This window comes from Acidimicrobiia bacterium, from assembly GCA_041394025.1.
In the GTDB taxonomy this organism is placed as follows: Bacteria; Actinomycetota; Acidimicrobiia; order IMCC26256; family JAOSJL01; genus JAOSJL01.
Genome location: JAWKJA010000002.1, coordinates 1,532,447 through 1,547,030, shown reverse-complemented (window position 1 = coordinate 1,547,030; position 14,584 = coordinate 1,532,447). Strand labels below are relative to the sequence as shown.

Annotated in this window: 12 protein-coding genes; 4 read left to right on the top strand and 8 right to left on the bottom strand. The window is 68.9% G+C overall.

Translation table 11 applies throughout. The features are described 5' to 3' along the window. Window positions 1-7: 7 nt before the first annotated feature. Both R3A49_07155 and R3A49_07150 read right to left on the bottom strand, forming a co-directional pair. Window positions 8-403, bottom strand: coding sequence for a PPOX class F420-dependent oxidoreductase (locus tag R3A49_07155; GenBank protein ID MEZ5170509.1), 396 nt, complete (start codon window positions 401-403; stop codon window positions 8-10). 79 nt (window positions 404-482) lie between these two features. Beyond that, the gene (locus R3A49_07150) at window positions 483-1,892 is read right to left on the bottom strand and encodes an NADH-ubiquinone oxidoreductase-F iron-sulfur binding region domain-containing protein (GenBank protein MEZ5170508.1); all 1,410 of its coding nucleotides are present in this window, start codon (window positions 1,890-1,892) and stop codon (window positions 483-485) included. A 59-nt stretch (window positions 1,893-1,951) separates the two neighbouring features. On the opposite strand from R3A49_07150, the gene R3A49_07145 reads away from it, so the two are divergent. Together R3A49_07145 and R3A49_07140 are read left to right on the top strand one after the other, a co-directional pair. Further along, window positions 1,952-2,200 carry a hypothetical protein gene (locus R3A49_07145; GenBank protein MEZ5170507.1) on the top strand — a complete coding sequence of 83 codons (249 nt, stop codon included), beginning with the start codon at window positions 1,952-1,954 and terminating at the stop codon, window positions 2,198-2,200. 9 nt (window positions 2,201-2,209) lie between these two features. Beyond that, on the top strand, window positions 2,210-4,066 hold the full coding sequence (locus tag R3A49_07140) for a DUF2207 domain-containing protein (protein ID MEZ5170506.1): 1,857 nt from the start codon (window positions 2,210-2,212) through the stop codon (window positions 4,064-4,066). A 12-nt stretch (window positions 4,067-4,078) separates the two neighbouring features. Here the strand turns inward: R3A49_07140 and R3A49_07135 are convergent, their stop codons facing one another. From R3A49_07135 to R3A49_07115, 5 genes are read right to left on the bottom strand one after another with little or no spacing between them, the layout of a single operon-like run. Next, on the bottom strand, window positions 4,079-5,305 hold the full coding sequence (locus R3A49_07135; protein MEZ5170505.1) for an MFS transporter: 1,227 nt from the start codon (window positions 5,303-5,305) through the stop codon (window positions 4,079-4,081). A 12-nt stretch (window positions 5,306-5,317) separates the two neighbouring features. Beyond that, on the bottom strand, window positions 5,318-7,129 hold the full coding sequence (locus R3A49_07130; protein MEZ5170504.1) for a glycoside hydrolase family 3 C-terminal domain-containing protein: 1,812 nt from the start codon (window positions 7,127-7,129) through the stop codon (window positions 5,318-5,320). Window positions 7,130-7,171: 42 nt separating this feature from the next. Further along, window positions 7,172-8,581, bottom strand: a complete 1,410-nt coding sequence (locus R3A49_07125; GenBank protein ID MEZ5170503.1) for an aminotransferase class V-fold PLP-dependent enzyme — start codon at window positions 8,579-8,581, stop codon at window positions 7,172-7,174. A gap of 42 nt (window positions 8,582-8,623) precedes the next feature. Further along, on the bottom strand, window positions 8,624-10,195 hold the full coding sequence (locus R3A49_07120; protein MEZ5170502.1) for an FGGY-family carbohydrate kinase: 1,572 nt from the start codon (window positions 10,193-10,195) through the stop codon (window positions 8,624-8,626). Window positions 10,196-10,214: 19 nt separating this feature from the next. After that, window positions 10,215-11,636 carry a wax ester/triacylglycerol synthase family O-acyltransferase gene (locus R3A49_07115; GenBank protein MEZ5170501.1) on the bottom strand — a complete coding sequence of 474 codons (1,422 nt, stop codon included), beginning with the start codon at window positions 11,634-11,636 and terminating at the stop codon, window positions 10,215-10,217. Between the two features lie 300 nt (window positions 11,637-11,936). Between R3A49_07115 and R3A49_07110 the strand changes: the two genes are divergently transcribed. Beyond that, window positions 11,937-12,785 (top strand): 5'/3'-nucleotidase SurE, encoded by an 849-nt coding sequence (locus R3A49_07110; protein ID MEZ5170500.1) that lies wholly within the window; start codon window positions 11,937-11,939, stop codon window positions 12,783-12,785. 12 nt (window positions 12,786-12,797) lie between these two features. Here R3A49_07110 and R3A49_07105 read toward each other — a convergent pair whose 3' ends face one another. Continuing rightward, on the bottom strand, window positions 12,798-13,775 hold the full coding sequence (locus R3A49_07105; GenBank protein MEZ5170499.1) for a hypothetical protein: 978 nt from the start codon (window positions 13,773-13,775) through the stop codon (window positions 12,798-12,800). A gap of 133 nt (window positions 13,776-13,908) precedes the next feature. Between R3A49_07105 and R3A49_07100 the strand changes: the two genes are divergently transcribed. Beyond that, window positions 13,909-14,583 (top strand): response regulator transcription factor, encoded by a 675-nt coding sequence (locus tag R3A49_07100; protein ID MEZ5170498.1) that lies wholly within the window; start codon window positions 13,909-13,911, stop codon window positions 14,581-14,583. The last annotated feature ends 1 nt before the right edge of the window (window position 14,584 follow it).

Sequence of the window (14,584 nt, the reverse complement as noted above, 5' to 3'; positions counted from 1 at the left end):
CAGGCGCCTACCCCATGTGCGTCGTCTTCGTTGGTCGGACGCGAACCACCATCCGGTGGTCGCCCGGCTGGTGCCCGGGGTAGGTGTCCTGGTCCATGTACTTCTTGGCCATGCGGTCGATGAACTCGTTCGTGGAGTCGTCGTCGACGCCCTCCACCTCGCCGCGGATCTCGAGGTAGCGGTAGGGGTCGTCGGGATCCTGGATCGAGAGCGCGACTCTGCCGTCGCGCTCCAGGTTCTTGAACTTCTGGCGTCCCGTCGTCTGGCTGAACCGGAGTGTTTCACCGTCCCAGTCGAACCACACAGGGTTGTTCTGGGGGCCGCCGTCGGGACCGATCGTCGCCACGTGGGCGAAAGCGATCTTGTCGAGGATGTCGGAATGGGAGTCGGGGACGACGCTCATCGGCTCTCTCCTGGCACGTCAATGTGTGGACCGGACTTCGCGATCAACACCTCGCGCGTTGATGCCATTCCCGCACGGCTCATCCGCCCGTGTCGGGCTCGTAGGTCCAGTCGGGCCGCTTCCGGTGGTAGTCGGGGTCGTAGGTGGCCTGCCCACCCGCGAGATCGACCAGCTTCGGCACGACACGGCTGTCGGGGTTGGGGCACGTCCCGGTCTCGATGTGTGCGGCGAACTCCTCGGGGAAGGCCCGCAGGATGCTGCTGACGACGCGCTCCTCCTCGACGGCGAGGTAGCAGCGGTTCCCGTCGCTGACGTGGCTCAACCAGTGGTTGATGCCGGTGATGTCGTCGTCGGTCCCACGGCCGAGCTCGATGTTCTCCAGGTGCTCGGTGATCGCACCCGATCCGAGCTTGCACGGCGGGCACTGCCCGCACGACTCGATGGACAGGAACCGGGAGAAGGCGTAGGCCACACCCACCATGCACGCCGTGTCGTCGTAGACGATGAACCCTGCCGCCCCCATCCCGGTTCCGATGGCGTTCATCCCCTCGTAGCTGACCGGAGCGTCGAGCTGGTTGCCGGTGACCACGGGGTTGGCGACACCGGAGAACACGGCCTTGACGGAGCGACCGGGACATGGGCCGCTGCCCACGGCGTCGATGACGACACCCAGGGGTGTGCCCAGCTCGACCTCCCCCACGTCGGGGCCCACGACGTCGCCGACGACGGTCGTGACGACTGTGCCCGGCGACTCCTCGGTTCCGAGCGTGCGGAACCAGTCGGAGCCGCGAGCGAGGATGTGGGGGACGTTCGAGAGCGTCTCCACGTTGTTGACGAGCGTCGGGTGGGAGCCCACCGCGACCTCGTCGTCGGTCGCCATGTCGAGGTCGAGGTCGTGAGACTGCCACCCGAGCTGGGGGGCCGTGGCGAACAGGCCGTGGATGTAGGGCGGCAACCACCGTGGGAGGGGGTCGTTGCCCTCGATCACCTCCAGCATCGCCTTCTCCTCACCGAAGAGGTACTCGTCGGGGCCGGCGACGACGGTGACCGAGCACCCCTCGCAGAACCCGGCGTTCTGGAAGTCGAGAACCGCGGAGGTCACCCGGTCGATCTCGCGCTCGAAGCTCGCCTTCACTCCGACGTAGGCCTCGGCGGCGTCGACCGCGAAGGCTGCGATGATGAGCCCCTCGACGAACTGGTAGGGGTTGGCGCGAAGCAGTGCGCGATCCTTGAAGGTCCCCGGCTCGCCCTCGGCACCGTTGCACACGAGATAGCGCCGCAGTCCCGTCTGGCCCGCGATTCCCTGCCATTTCCTCCCCGTCGGGAAGCCGCCCCCTCCGCGCCCGCGCAGACCGGAGCGCGTGACCTCGGCGATCGTCTCCTCGGGGCCCATTTCACGGGCGCGGGCGAGACCCAACCCGCCGGTGTCGGTGGCGAGGTATTCGTCGAGCGAGTTCACCCGTTCCGGGGGAAGCAGAAACGCCGACATCGTCGCGGTCCTCCGTTCTCGGGTCGCCGACCGGCGGCAGCCGGTACCGTGGGACTTCTGTGAACGATGCCACACCGCCCGAACCGCGCTCGGACCAGGAATCGCGCGTCACGCCGGACCGGCGGTCGGCGCATGGCCGTGACGGCCACGATCCCGACCAGGGTGGCGACCCGGCGTGTTGGTCGCATCTCTTCGACGAGGAGGCCGCCACGGCCCCCTCCGAGGTGACCGAGTCGCCCGACACCGGCGACGACGAGGCACCCGGCCGCGAGCACGCGTCGGCCCACGACGGCCGCCACCGCTCCTAGGGTCCAACCGTGTCGTCGACGATGCCACTGGGAGCGCGGCGCTGGCTCATCGCCCTGGTGGCTGTCGGGGCCGTGTTCGTCGTCGCCGCCGGTCGCCTCAGCGGCGCCCAGAGTGGTAGCGGGGACCCGACAGCGGGCTTCGGCGAGCGCATCACCTCCTTCAACGCCGACATCACCGTGAGGGAGTCAGGGGATCTCTTCGTGCGCGAGACGATCGTCTACGACTTCGGCTTCCAGGAGCGTCACGGGATCCTCCGCTCCATCCCCGTGCGCTTTCGCTACGACGACGAGTACGACCGCGTCACACCGTTGGACGTCGTGTCGGTCACCACGCCCGGTTCCGATGCCTCCGCGCACTTCAGCCTCGAAGGCGACGGGGTACGCACGATCCGAATCGGTGACCCCGATGCCACGATCAGCGGTGTCCACACGTACCAGATCGAGTACACGGTCAGCGGAGCCCTGAACGGCTTCCGCGACCACGACGAGCTGTTCTGGAACGTCACCGGGAACGCCTGGGGTGTTCCCATCGACTCCGTCACCGCCACGGTCACCACGCCGTCACAGGTCACACAGGTCGGGTGCTTCGCCGGTTTCGAGGGCTCGCAACTCGCGTGCGACACGTCGCCGGTGTTCGGGAATGCCGCCCGGTTCGGCGATTCCGGTCTCACGTCGGGCGAGGGCCTCACCGTCGTCGTCGGATTCGAACCCGGGGCCGTCGCCACGACCGAGCCGATCCTCGAGGAGCGCTGGGCGTTCACGCGGGCGTTCTCGATCACACCCGCCACCGTGGGAATCGCCGCCGTCCTCCTGGTCGTCGTGCTCTTCCTCGTCGGGCGACTGTTGTGGACGATCGGCCGTGACCGGCGGCTACGCGGTGACGCCGTTGCGACGGCCTTCGCCACCGACGCCGACGTCGCACTGGTGGGCGACGAGCCGGTTCCCACCGGGCGCGGTGAGCCGATTCCCGTGGAGTTCACACCGCCCGACGGGCTGCGTCCGGGGCTCGTCGGCACGCTCGTCGACGAGACGGCGCACCCGCTCGACGTCACGGCCACGATCGTCGACCTCGCCGTCCGTGGCTACCTTCGCATCGAGGAGACACAGAAACGCGGCCTCTTCCGCAGCGCCGACTGGAAGCTGGTCCGGCTTCCCGACCCCGACGGTGACGACGGTCTTCTCGACTACGAGCAGAGCCTGCTGTCCGGGCTCTTCGAGGACGGCGACGAGGTGGAGCTCTCGGACCTGAAGCGCAAGTTCGCCGCACGAATGAAGAAGGTCCAGACCAAGCTCTACGAGGAGATGGTGGAGCGCGGCTGGTACCGCCGGAGGCCCGACCACACGCGGCTGCTGTGGTTCCTGGCCGGCGTCGGTCTCCTGGCTGTCGGTGTCGGCCTCACCGTCGTGGCGGCCGTGTTCACCACGTGGGGGCTCGTGCCGATTCCGATCGCGATCGGAGGCCTCGTTCTCGTGATCGGTTCCCACTGGGCGCCGGCACGGACGGCGAAGGGAACCGGCGTCCTGCGTCGGACGCTCGGCTTCCGCCGCTTCATCGAGGAGTCCGAAGCCCGCCGGGCCGAGTTCGCCGAGCGCAAGAACCTCTTCACCGAGTACCTGCCGTATGCGGTCGTGTTCGGGGCCACCGACAAGTGGGCGAACGCGTTCGAAGGTCTCGACGCCGAGGCCGTCGAGGGCTGGTACGTCGGTACGGGCGCCTTCCACGCGCCGTCCTTCTCCTCGAACCTCGAGAGCTTCTCGACGTCGGCCGCGGGCACCCTCTCGGCGTCGGCGTCGAGTGGCAGCAGCGGCTTCTCCGGCGGCGGAGGCGGCGGCGGGTTCGGCGGCGGCGGCGGCGGGTCCTGGTAGCAGCCCGGCCCGTCAGCCTGCCCCGTGACCCGTCTCGGGAAGGCGACGTGCCGCGGGCACCCCGGTTACGCCGATGCACGCCAACACGGCGAGCGCGGCGACGGGCGACACAGCGGCAAGAGCTGCGGTCACGCCACCGGCCAGCAGAAGGAGGACACCCATCACGCTGTTGGAGACCGCGACGTAGCTCGTACGGTCCCCGCGGTCCCCGAAGTCCACGACGTACGTGGAACGGCCGACGCGCGCACCGGTGTGGATGAGTGCCAGCAGGAAGTACAGGACGACCCACGTCCAGAGCGTCCGGACATCGAGCACGTAGACAGCAACGACGACCGCGACCACGAGCGACGCGGATCCGGCGGCGACCGCCATGACGAGGCGGCTCGACCGGTCGGCAATCCATCCCCACGGACGGCCACCGAGGAGCGTGGCCAGTCCGGCTGCGATGACGAACGGCCCGAGGCCCGCGATGTCGGCACCCGTCGCCTCGACCGACAGCGCCACGACGAACGGTGGTGTGAGTGCAGACCCCAGCAGAAGTGCCCGTGCGACGACGAAGTGGCGGAAGTCGCGGTCGGTCCGGAGGAGGCCCACGGCGGCCGCGGTGGACGTGGGCGTCTCGCTGTCGGCGCCCTCGGGCTCACGGACCCCGAGAATGAATGTCGTCCCGACGAGCCACGCGGCGGTGGCTCCGAGGAAGAGCCAGAGAAACACCTCGGTCGGAGCCCCCTCGACCCACCGAAGGCCGACGCCGACCGTGAGCGCCACGACACCCGAGGCCGAGTCCGACCATCCCGTGACGCGCCCGCGCCCGCCCGGAGGGATCGTCCGTCCCATGAGGTCCTTGATGCTCAGGCTGCACAGCGACCGGGCCAGGGCGAACACGACGAGGAGTGCCACGACGGCAAGCCCCGCCGCGGTCCCGGTGAGCGTGACGGCGACAGCACCCAGCGCAGCAGCGGCCACAGCCTGGCCGACGGCACCGAGGGCCCAGATGCCCGACCGGCGGCGCTGCGCCGCGACCCATGGCGAGACCGCGGCCTGGGGGAGGAGCGACCCCGACTCGCGGATCGGGACGAGAAGGCCCACGAGGCCGAGCGGGGCCCCCAGGACCTCCAACAGCCAGGGCAGCACTGTCTTCGGGTCGACGACCCGGTCGCCGGCCTTCGTGAGAGTCAGGGCGGAGACGATGCGCGACGCGGCACGTCGCGTGGTGGGATCGCGGGGTGAGGAAGCCACTCGCGCTTCCCGTCACCAGGTGAGCCCGAACCCGAAGGGGTAGGCGGCCTCGACCCCGAGGTGGTCGAGGAGCTTCTGGCCGTGGAGTGGGCCGTACTCGATCGTCGTGGCGTGGCGGTCGAAGGGGGGCAGGTGGTCCTCACTCGTCGGGATGGCGAACGGGAGCCGACCCGTGGGGGACTCGTGTCCGAGCACGATGTCGGCGAACGCGTGGCCACCCTCCATACCCGGGTACCACAGGACCAGGATCCCGGCGACGCGGTGGCGCCACCGCTCCATCAGGACGGCACTCGAGCACATCAGCGACACGACGACACGTCCGTTCGCCTCGGCGACCGCGGCGATCAACGCCTCGTCCTCTCCATGGAGCGTGAGCGTCTCACGGTCTCCACCCTGACGGATTCCCGGCCCTTCCCCGTCGGCCGACCCGGTGGGCGCGAAGGCGGAAGCGAAGGCCTCGCCGAGCTCCGGTGGCAGCGGCGGGAACTGGGAGGTCACCTCCTTCGGCATGTCGACGGCGACGTTCTCGCCCTCGTCGGCGTGTGTGTAGCCGACCACCATGACGACGGCGTCGGCATCGGACGCGACGCCGGCGGCGCGGTGTGGGTCACTACCGTCGTCGTAGGTGACCTCGACGCGGGTGTCCTCCAGGGCGGCGCGCAGCCCCTGGAGAGGCGTGACGACGTAGGGCGGGCGCACGGCGCTCGAGCCCTTGTCGCCCGTGTTCTCGGTTGCTGCCAGGTGCCCGATCACAGCCAACTTCTTCACCGCCGATGTGTCGAGCGGCAGAACGGGAGACCCGTCGACGGTCTCGTTGCGCAACACGACGATCGAGCGCGTGGCGACCTCCCGGGCCAGGGCACGGTGCTCCTCGCACGCCACGACGTCCGGTCCGTACGCGGTGTCGTCGGTCGTGGCGGCGAACCGTAGCTGCGTTCGGAGCAGGCGCCTCACCGACCGGTCGATCGTGGCCCCGGAGACCTCGCCACGGGCGACCGCACCGGGCAGGTCACGGTCGTAGAGGAACTGCACGGGCATCTCCAGGTCGAGCCCCGCGTTGATCGCCTTCACGGCGTCGCGCAGACCGAACGTGAAGTCGGACATGACGAAGCCCTCGAATTCCCACCGGTCGCGCAGGATCGTGGTGAGGAGCGTCGTGTTCTGTCCGCACCACTCGCCATTGACGGAGTTGTAGGCGGACATCACCGACGCGACGCCTTCTTTCACGATCCTCTCGAACTGCGGGAGAAAGACGGTGTCCAGGACGTCGTCGGTGGCCTGAACATCGACCCGGAAGCGTGCGTCCTCGATGCTGTTCAGCGCGTAGTGCTTCACGCACGCCATCACGTGGCGTTGCACGCCGCGGGTGAGCGCCGCTCCCATCTCGCCGACGTGGCCGGGATGTTCGCCGTAGGTCTCCTGGGCGCGGCCCCACGCGGGATGCCGGAGGAGGTTCACGCACACCCCGGCGAACAGGTTGGCGCCCTGCGCCCGTGCCTCGCGTCCGATGGCGTCACCGACGCGTTCCTCCAGCTCGGGATCGAAGGTCGCTCCGCGTGCCATGGCCACCGGGAAGCACGTCGACCGGCCGACGGTGACGCCGCGTGGCCCGTCGGTGAAGCGGATACCGTCGATACCGAGGCGGGGAACCTCACCGGCCACGTACGGCCGGATGTTGTATCCCTCTGACACCATCTCGATGAGGCCGGGCCAGAACTCCGTGTCACCCGAGAGCATCCCGATCTTCTCGTCGGGCGTCAGTGCCGACATCAGTTCGTCGACCTGTTCGTGGATCCGCTCGTCGAGTTGCTCGTCGGTCGCCACGCTCTGCTCCCTCGTCGTGGATCCCCGCGCTGTGGCTCGTCGTCAGACCTTGAACAGGATGTCGGTGTAGCGCTCGAGCAGCTCCTCGACCGTTCCGCGTGTGTCGAGGCGCTCGGCCATGCCGTAGACCGGCGCCATCGCGCCGCTGGTGTCGGGCTCACCACGTGCCTGTTCGACCGAGGCGCTCAGGTCCTCGACGAAGCGCTCGGCGACGCCGGGCTGTGTGTGCCGCAGTGTCACGCAGATGTGGACAGCCGGAGGGAGCTGGAGCCCGTTCAGGTTCCACCCGCGCTCGCTCATGTGATCCATGACGCGGTAGATGTCGAGCGACCCCGAGCGGAAGGCGATCACCCACAGTGGGTCGCCGATGACCTCCAGGTCGTCGATCCCGTCGATCCCGCGCCGGATCACCGTGGCGGCGTCGAGGATTCCCCGTGTCGCCTCGAGATACCCGTCCTGTCCCATCGCCACCATGGCCGCCCAGCACTCGGCCGACAGCGCCCCGGGCCGGCTCCCCGCGAACGTCGGCGAGTAGTAGAGGCCGCCGGACCAGTCGGCCGTCCGGAAGTACTGGTGGCGCCGGAGGTCGGGGTCGCGGTAGAGCACGACCGACGTTCCCTTGGCTGCGTAGCCGAACTTGTGGGTGTCGGCCGACATCGAGGTCACACCCGGGAGCCGGAAGTCGAACGGCGGCACGTCGGCTCCGAGCTTCTCGGCCCACGGCAGCACGAACCCGCCGAGGCACGCGTCGGTGTGGAACCCGATTCCTCGCGAGCGGGCGAGATCGGAGAGCTCCTCGATGGGGTCGATCAGCCCGTGCGGGAAGTTCGGGGCGGATCCGATCACGACGACGGTGTCGTCGGTGATCGCTGCCTCCGTGGCGGCCACGTCGGCGCGTTGGTCGGGCCCGACCGGGACGCGGGTCAGGCCGATGTCGAAGTAGCGCGCTGCCTTGTCGAAGGCGGCGTGTGCCGTCGACGGCGCCACCATGTGGGGGGTGTCGATGCCGAGCTCGGATCGTGCCCGGTCGCGGTAGGCGAGCATCGCCAGAAGGATGCTCTCGGTGCCACCCGAGGTCACGGTGCCGCACACGTCGTCGGCGCCCGGGGCCCCTCCTCCCAGCATCGAGCCGGTCATGGCCACGATCTCGGCCTCGTACTTGGTCGCGCTCGGCCAGAGGTCGGCGTGCAGCGGGTTCACCTGGGAGCTGAGAGCGTAGACCTCGTTGAGGTAGTCGATGTGGGAGTCGTCGCCGTGGTAGACGGCGCCCGACACGTGGCCGTCGTGCCACCGTTCCCGTTCCTTCCCGGCGAGCGTCCGCATCTCCTGGAGGACGTCTGCACGGTCGCGGCCGTGCTCCGGGAGCTCGTCGTATGTCGGGAAGTCGTCCCGGTAGGGCTTGAGCGACCCCTCCAGGATCTCCAGCACGACATCCAGGTCACTCGCTTCCATCGATGCTCTCCCGTCCTCGCGGTCGTCGGCCTCGCCCGGCACTCACCGGCGGTTGAGCCGCCGGTGGGTCTTCCTGTTCTGCCGGTAGAGGTTCGTGAACTCCCCGAACAGCTCACCGTAGAGGGTGTGGTGCCGCGGGTCCGGTCTGAACGTGGCGCGAATGGGAACCCGCGATGCGATGTCGTCGACCCGTCCGTACCCGAGTGCCATGGCGGCGAGCAACGCGGCGCCGCGTACGTTCGCCTGGACGGGGTTCTCGACCTGTCGGATCGTCCGTCCGAGAACGTCGGCGTGGATCTGCGCCCAGAGATCCGAGGTGGCGCCACCTCCCACGAAGTTGATCGGGTCCAGTCGCCGTTTGGTGAGCTTCTCGACGGACTCGAGGAGCCACCGCGAGTTGTAGGCCACTCCCTCGAGGACGGCCCGTACGAGATGTGCGCGCGTGGTGCGCAGCGAGAGGTTGAAGAACCCGCCGCGAACGTCGGCGTCCTCCACCGGTGTGCGCTCTCCGTGGAGCCAGGGCGTGAAGATCACCCGGTCGCTCCCGGCGGGTGCCGTGCCGGCGAGCCGGTCGAACGCTGCGTAGACGTCGTCGGGACGTCCGTCGGTGAGCCCGTCGTCGGCGAAGAAGACGTTGTCACGCAGGAACGTCAGGCACGCTCCGGCACTTTCCTGCTCGTCGGCCACGAGGTAGCGGCCCGGTATGGCCGACGGGATCGTGGTGATGCTGCGCAGCAGGTCGGTGCGCTTGAAGGGAACGTGACAGGTGAGCCATGACGAGGTGCCGATGTAGAGGTGGCCCTCGAAGTCGCCGACCGCTCCGGATCCGACGGCGGCCGAGTGGACGTCGCCGGTGCCGATCACCACCCGGATATCGCTGTCGAGTCCCAGCTCGTGTGCCACGTCGTCATTGACCGCGCCGAGGACGCTGTTCGTGGGACGGAGATTCGGGAGGCGGTTGCGGTCGAGGCCGGACCAGGCGATCAGCTCGTCGTCGTACACCACGTTGGCGAGGTCCCGGTTGTCGGTGACCCAGTGGGCCGTGATCGAGTCATACGAGGCGGCGATCTGTCCGGTGAAACGAAAGCCGAGGTAGTCGACGGGCTCGAGGAACACGTCGGCCGCCTCGAAGACCTCCGGGCGTTCGTGCTCGAGAAAGAGGATGTGAGCGGTCGGGTCCTTGCCCGCGCGGCCCGGGATCCCGCCGGTGAGCCGGATCCAGCGGGGGAGCCGCCGGACGTCGTAGCCCTGGACGGCGAGCCCACCCCCCGTGACCCGGCGGATGTAGGGGCTGCCCCGCGTGTCCATCCAGATGACGGCGTTCCCGAGCGGTCTTCCCTCCCGGTCCATGGCCACGGTGCCCGACCACTGCGAGGTGAGGCCGATCCCCACGATGCGCTCGACGGGAACGAGGTCCCGGCCGAGAAGGCTTCGGGCCCCGGTCATGATGGCGTCCCACCACTCGAGAGGGTTCTGCTCGGCGCCACCCCTGTCGAAGAGGTGCAGGCTCGTCTCGACGAACTCGCACCCGACGATCTCGCCGTCGGTGGAGACGAGTGCGACCTTCGGCCCGCCGGTCCCGAGGTCGACGGCGAGAACGTAGGCGTCGGACACAGGAGAGGCGGCGTCGCGTCTACGACGGGTCGGCTGTCCCGAGGGCCACGATCTCGTCGAAGCCCTCGTCGAAGCAATCCGCGAGCACGTCGGGATCGGGAACCGCGGCCGCGTCGCAGTTCACGCCGATGCAGCAGGTCTGACCGTGCGACATGAGGGTCACGTTGACGGCAGCTCCTTCGGTGGGCCCGAAGGCGTACCAGCGCAGGACCTCCGCTCCGCCGATGTAGCAGCGTGACGGGATGCCGGGCACGTTGCTGGCGAGGAAGTCGACATGCTCGAACATCCCGGCGAACACGAGGGTCATGGCGCGCTCGGGCAGCTTGTTGAGAAGCCCCGCGATCGTCGGCGTGATCGCGACAGCGGGCTCGTGCTGGGTGCGCGTGCTGATCTCGCCGATCTTCTCCATCCGTTCAGCGGGATCGGTCACGTCTATGGGAACGAGCATCCGCAGCGTCGTGAGTCGGTTCCCGCCCAACAACTCGTCGTCACCCCGCAGGTTCATCGGCATCGTCATCCGCAGTTCCGCCGCGGGCTGACCGTGACGCCGCTGGTAGCGGTCGAGGCCACCACAGATCGCGGCGACGAAGGCGTCGTTCAGGGAGGCGTCCGCGGCCTTGGCGGCACGCCGGAGATCATCGAGCGGTCGTTCGAGAGCGACGTAGCGCCAGCGGGTGCTGCGTTCCGTCATGACCGGCGAGCAGGTCCGCAACGCCGGGCTCAGGAGCCGCGCGGCCGAGGCCACGAGCCGCCCGGCGTCGGCTGCCGACTGCACCGGGTTCCGCAGAACGGAGGTCGCGCGCCGGATCAGGCCGGGAGCATGCATGGTCGTGTCGACGACGGCGTGGGCGGAACGGACGAGCGCGTCCTTCTCGAACTCCATGAGACCGACGTGTTCGGGAACGGGCTCTTCGGGCATCGGGTCGTCGTCGGGCGGATGGCGCTCCTGGTCGACCGTCAGGAGCGCGAGCTGCATACCGCCGACGCCGTCGACCATCGAGTGGTGGACCTTCTGGACGAGCGCGGCGCGCCCGTCCTCCAGGCCCTCGAACAGGGTGTACTCCCACAGCGGGCGGTTCCGATCGAGACCCGACATGGCCGTCGCCTGGGCGAAGTCGAGCACGGCCCGGAAACCGCCGGGGGGTGGGGTCGCCACGCGCCGGAGGTGGTAGACGAGATCGAAGTCGGGATCGGTCTCGTATCGCGGTGGGCCGAGGATCCGTGGCGGCTCCACGACGCGCTGGCGGAGTCGGGGGAGCCGGCGCGTCAGTCGCTCTGCACGGTCGACGATGCGGTCCCAGTCGGGGCTCCGGTCGAGCAGCATGATCGCCGTGACCGTGCTCCGGAGTTTGGGATCGCGCTCCATGTTCCAGAGGAGCGCATCCGTGTCGGTCATCCGATCGGAGAACCCCAGCTCCTCGGTGGTCGGCCGATGCGCCATGCCGTCTCCTTCGGCACTCCACGGTGCACGCCCGACTGTAGGGTGTCGCCGGCGTCGGGGCCAGAGTCCTTCGACCCGACATCATCGAAGCGTCGCTCCGTCAGCGGCTGGTCATCGAGTGACCGGCACAGGAGGCCGCGTCGGGCGTGCCGAGCGGGTCCACGTGGCGCGCGTGGTAATTGACGTGGGGAAGGCCGAACACGGCCGCTTCGTCGCCCCCGGAGGGCGTTGAACGCGAAGGGGGACGCGACGGGTCTAGTGTCCGCCCTGGACATGACGGTGCCGACGCGGAGGTCGCGGGTGAGCTCAGTTTCGAAGGTTCGGTGGATCGTTCTCCCGGTTGTCATCGTGGTGGCTCTTGCTGCCGGAGGGTGCAGCTCGGACTCCGATGACACGTCCACAGACGGGGGAACGCCCTCGGAGTCGGGAGAGGGGACATCGTCGACGGACGCCAGCGACACCATCGAGATCCTCGTGACGAACGACGACGGTGTCGGTGCCCCGGGTATCGATGCGCTCGTGGAGGGTCTGACCGGTCTCGACGGTGTGAACGTCACGGTCGTGGCCCCTGCCGAGAACCAGAGCGGCACCTCCGACATGACCACGGTCGGCGAGGTGGCGCACAGCGAGACCACGACGACGAGCGGCTACGAAGCCGTCGCCGTGGAGGGCTTTCCGGCCGACAGCGTGAACGTGGCGCTCGGTGAGCTCGGGATCGTGCCCGACGTCGTGATCTCGGGTATCAACGCCGGCCAGAACATCGGGCCGATCTCCGACATCTCGGGAACGGTCGGTGCCGCCAGGACGGCGGCGCGAGCGGGCTATCCGGCGCTGGCAACCAGCCAGGGGGAGGTCGAGGACGATGCCGTGGAGCCCGACTTCGACACGGGCGTCGAGTTCGTCCTCGACTGGTTCGAGGAGCACCGTGATCTCATTGCCGAGGGTGAGTTGGCTGCCGAGGTCGAGAGCCTCAACATCCCGACGTGTGTCACGGGCTCCGTGCGCGGGCTCGCCGAGGTGCCGCTGGCGACCGACATCGAGAAGGAGCAGCTCAACGCCATGGACTGCGAGTCGACCCTCGAGGATCCCGAGAATGACGTGATCGCCTTCACGAACGGGTTCGTCACCCTGGCGTCGGTCCCGCACTGACACGGATCCCGTTCACGGGAGGTTGGAGCGGATCTGACGCCGTAGGGCCGTCATGGCGGGGTCGTCCCACAGGAACCGGATCTTCTCGTCGGCGGTCGTCGCACCCGAGGGGTGATCGCGCAGCACGAACTCGGCGAACGTCTCGGCGAGGTCCTCCCCGGGGTTCGTGACGGCGTAGTCGGTGACGAAGTCGGCGGCGTGCTCGGCGTGGAACCTCTCCTGGGCGTCGAGGTACTCGTCGTCGTCCTCGATGGCCTCGGTCCGCTCGATGGCCTCGAGCATCTCGGGAGGCCAGAACCTCTCCACGAAGCGGGCGAATGTGCTCGACGGGAGCGCACACCCCTCACCGGTGAAGTACGTGTCGCACGAAGCCTCCGTGTCGGCGCCTGGCGGCACCTGGCCGGCCTGGAGGGTCAGCAGGTGGCCGAACTCGTGGATCACGGTTGCATCGAGGTCCTCCCCGAGACCCTCTCCGATCCCGAGGACCCACCGCGTGGGATCCGACTCGTCGGGGTACACGTGTGCGCCCTGGTAGTCCGAGCCCATGAGCTCGAACGTGCCCACCATCTCGCGCTGATCCGCCGGGATGAGCTCGGCGAAGCGACCCCACAGGGCACTGGCGCGCTCGTTCACCTCCTCTGCTTCGCCGTTCGCCATGAGGTCGTCACCTCGCACGCGGAACGTGGCGACAGGTCGCGGCTCCCCCTCCCCGAAGCCCCCGTCGTCGAACTCGCCCTCGTCGAGCTCGTCGACCGTGAGCGAGCCGAGGTCGACTTCCGCGCCGCCCTCTCGGTTCCAGTCGGAAGCAGCGTCGTGGTGCGGGTCAGCGACCACCAGACCGCCGGCGAAGCCCGCCAGAGCGATGGCAGCGGCTACTCCCGCGGCGGCCAGCTTCCTTCCCGTTCCGGTCCTGCGTCCGGGCTCCCGTCGCGGAGGTGGGGCCGGTGCCTCCGGTGGCGGTGTTGTGTCGGCGTCGGTTGGATCGGTCATCTCATGGTCCTCTCCGTGATCGTGTGACGACGGCGACTGTGACGGATCGCGTCTGAGAGACCGCCAAGAGATCCTGTGAGTTCCCTGAGAGCCGGTGGTTCGCGCGCACCGGGAGCGCTGCGATCATGGGTGTGTGAGAGTTCTGCTCGTCGAGGACGAGGACCTGATCGCCCGCGCCACGCGGGAGGCTCTCGAGGCCGACGGGTACGCCGTCGACCACGCGCAGCGAGGTGACGAGGGCCTGTGGATGGGTCTCGAGAACGACTACGACGTGATCATCCTCGACGTGATGCTCCCCGGGAAGAACGGCTTCCTGATCTGCCGCGAGCTCCGGGCCGGGGGGATCACCACGCCGATCATGGTGCTCACCGCCAAGGACGGAGAGTTCGACCAGGCCGAGGGTCTCGACACGGGCGCCGACGACTACGTGACGAAGCCGTTCTCACTCACTGTTCTCCGTGCACGCGTCCGCGCGCTCGTGCGTCGTGGCCCGACGCCGAGAATGCCGGTTCTCTCCGCCGGTGATCTCGTGCTCGACGCCGCCGAACGGACATGCCGTCGTGGTGGCGCCACCATCGACCTCACGCCGCGCGAGTTCGATCTGCTGCGGTACCTGCTGCACCGCGTCGGCGAGCCCGTGTCGAAGCAGGAGCTCCTCGACCACGTCTGGGCCGACGGGAACCTCCACGTCAACGTCGTGCAGGTCTACGTGGGATATCTCCGGCGCAAGATCGACGATCCGTTCGACCGCCACGCCCTGGAGACCGTGCGGGGCTTCGGCTACCGCTTGAGGGCCGACGGTGGGTGAC

Excerpts from the sequence above, each read along its gene's own strand:
- R3A49_07155 (MEZ5170509.1), bottom strand. The coding sequence starts at position 403 with ATGAGCGTCGTCCCCGACTCCCATTCCGACATCCTCGACAAGATCGCT.
- R3A49_07150 (MEZ5170508.1), bottom strand. The coding sequence starts at position 1,892 with ATGTCGGCGTTTCTGCTTCCCCCGGAACGGGTGAACTCGCTCGACGAA.
- R3A49_07125 (MEZ5170503.1), bottom strand. The coding sequence starts at position 8,581 with ATGGAAGCGAGTGACCTGGATGTCGTGCTGGAGATCCTGGAGGGGTCG.
- R3A49_07115 (MEZ5170501.1), bottom strand. The coding sequence starts at position 11,636 with ATGGCGCATCGGCCGACCACCGAGGAGCTGGGGTTCTCCGATCGGATG.
- R3A49_07105 (MEZ5170499.1), bottom strand. The coding sequence starts at position 13,775 with ATGACCGATCCAACCGACGCCGACACAACACCGCCACCGGAGGCACCG.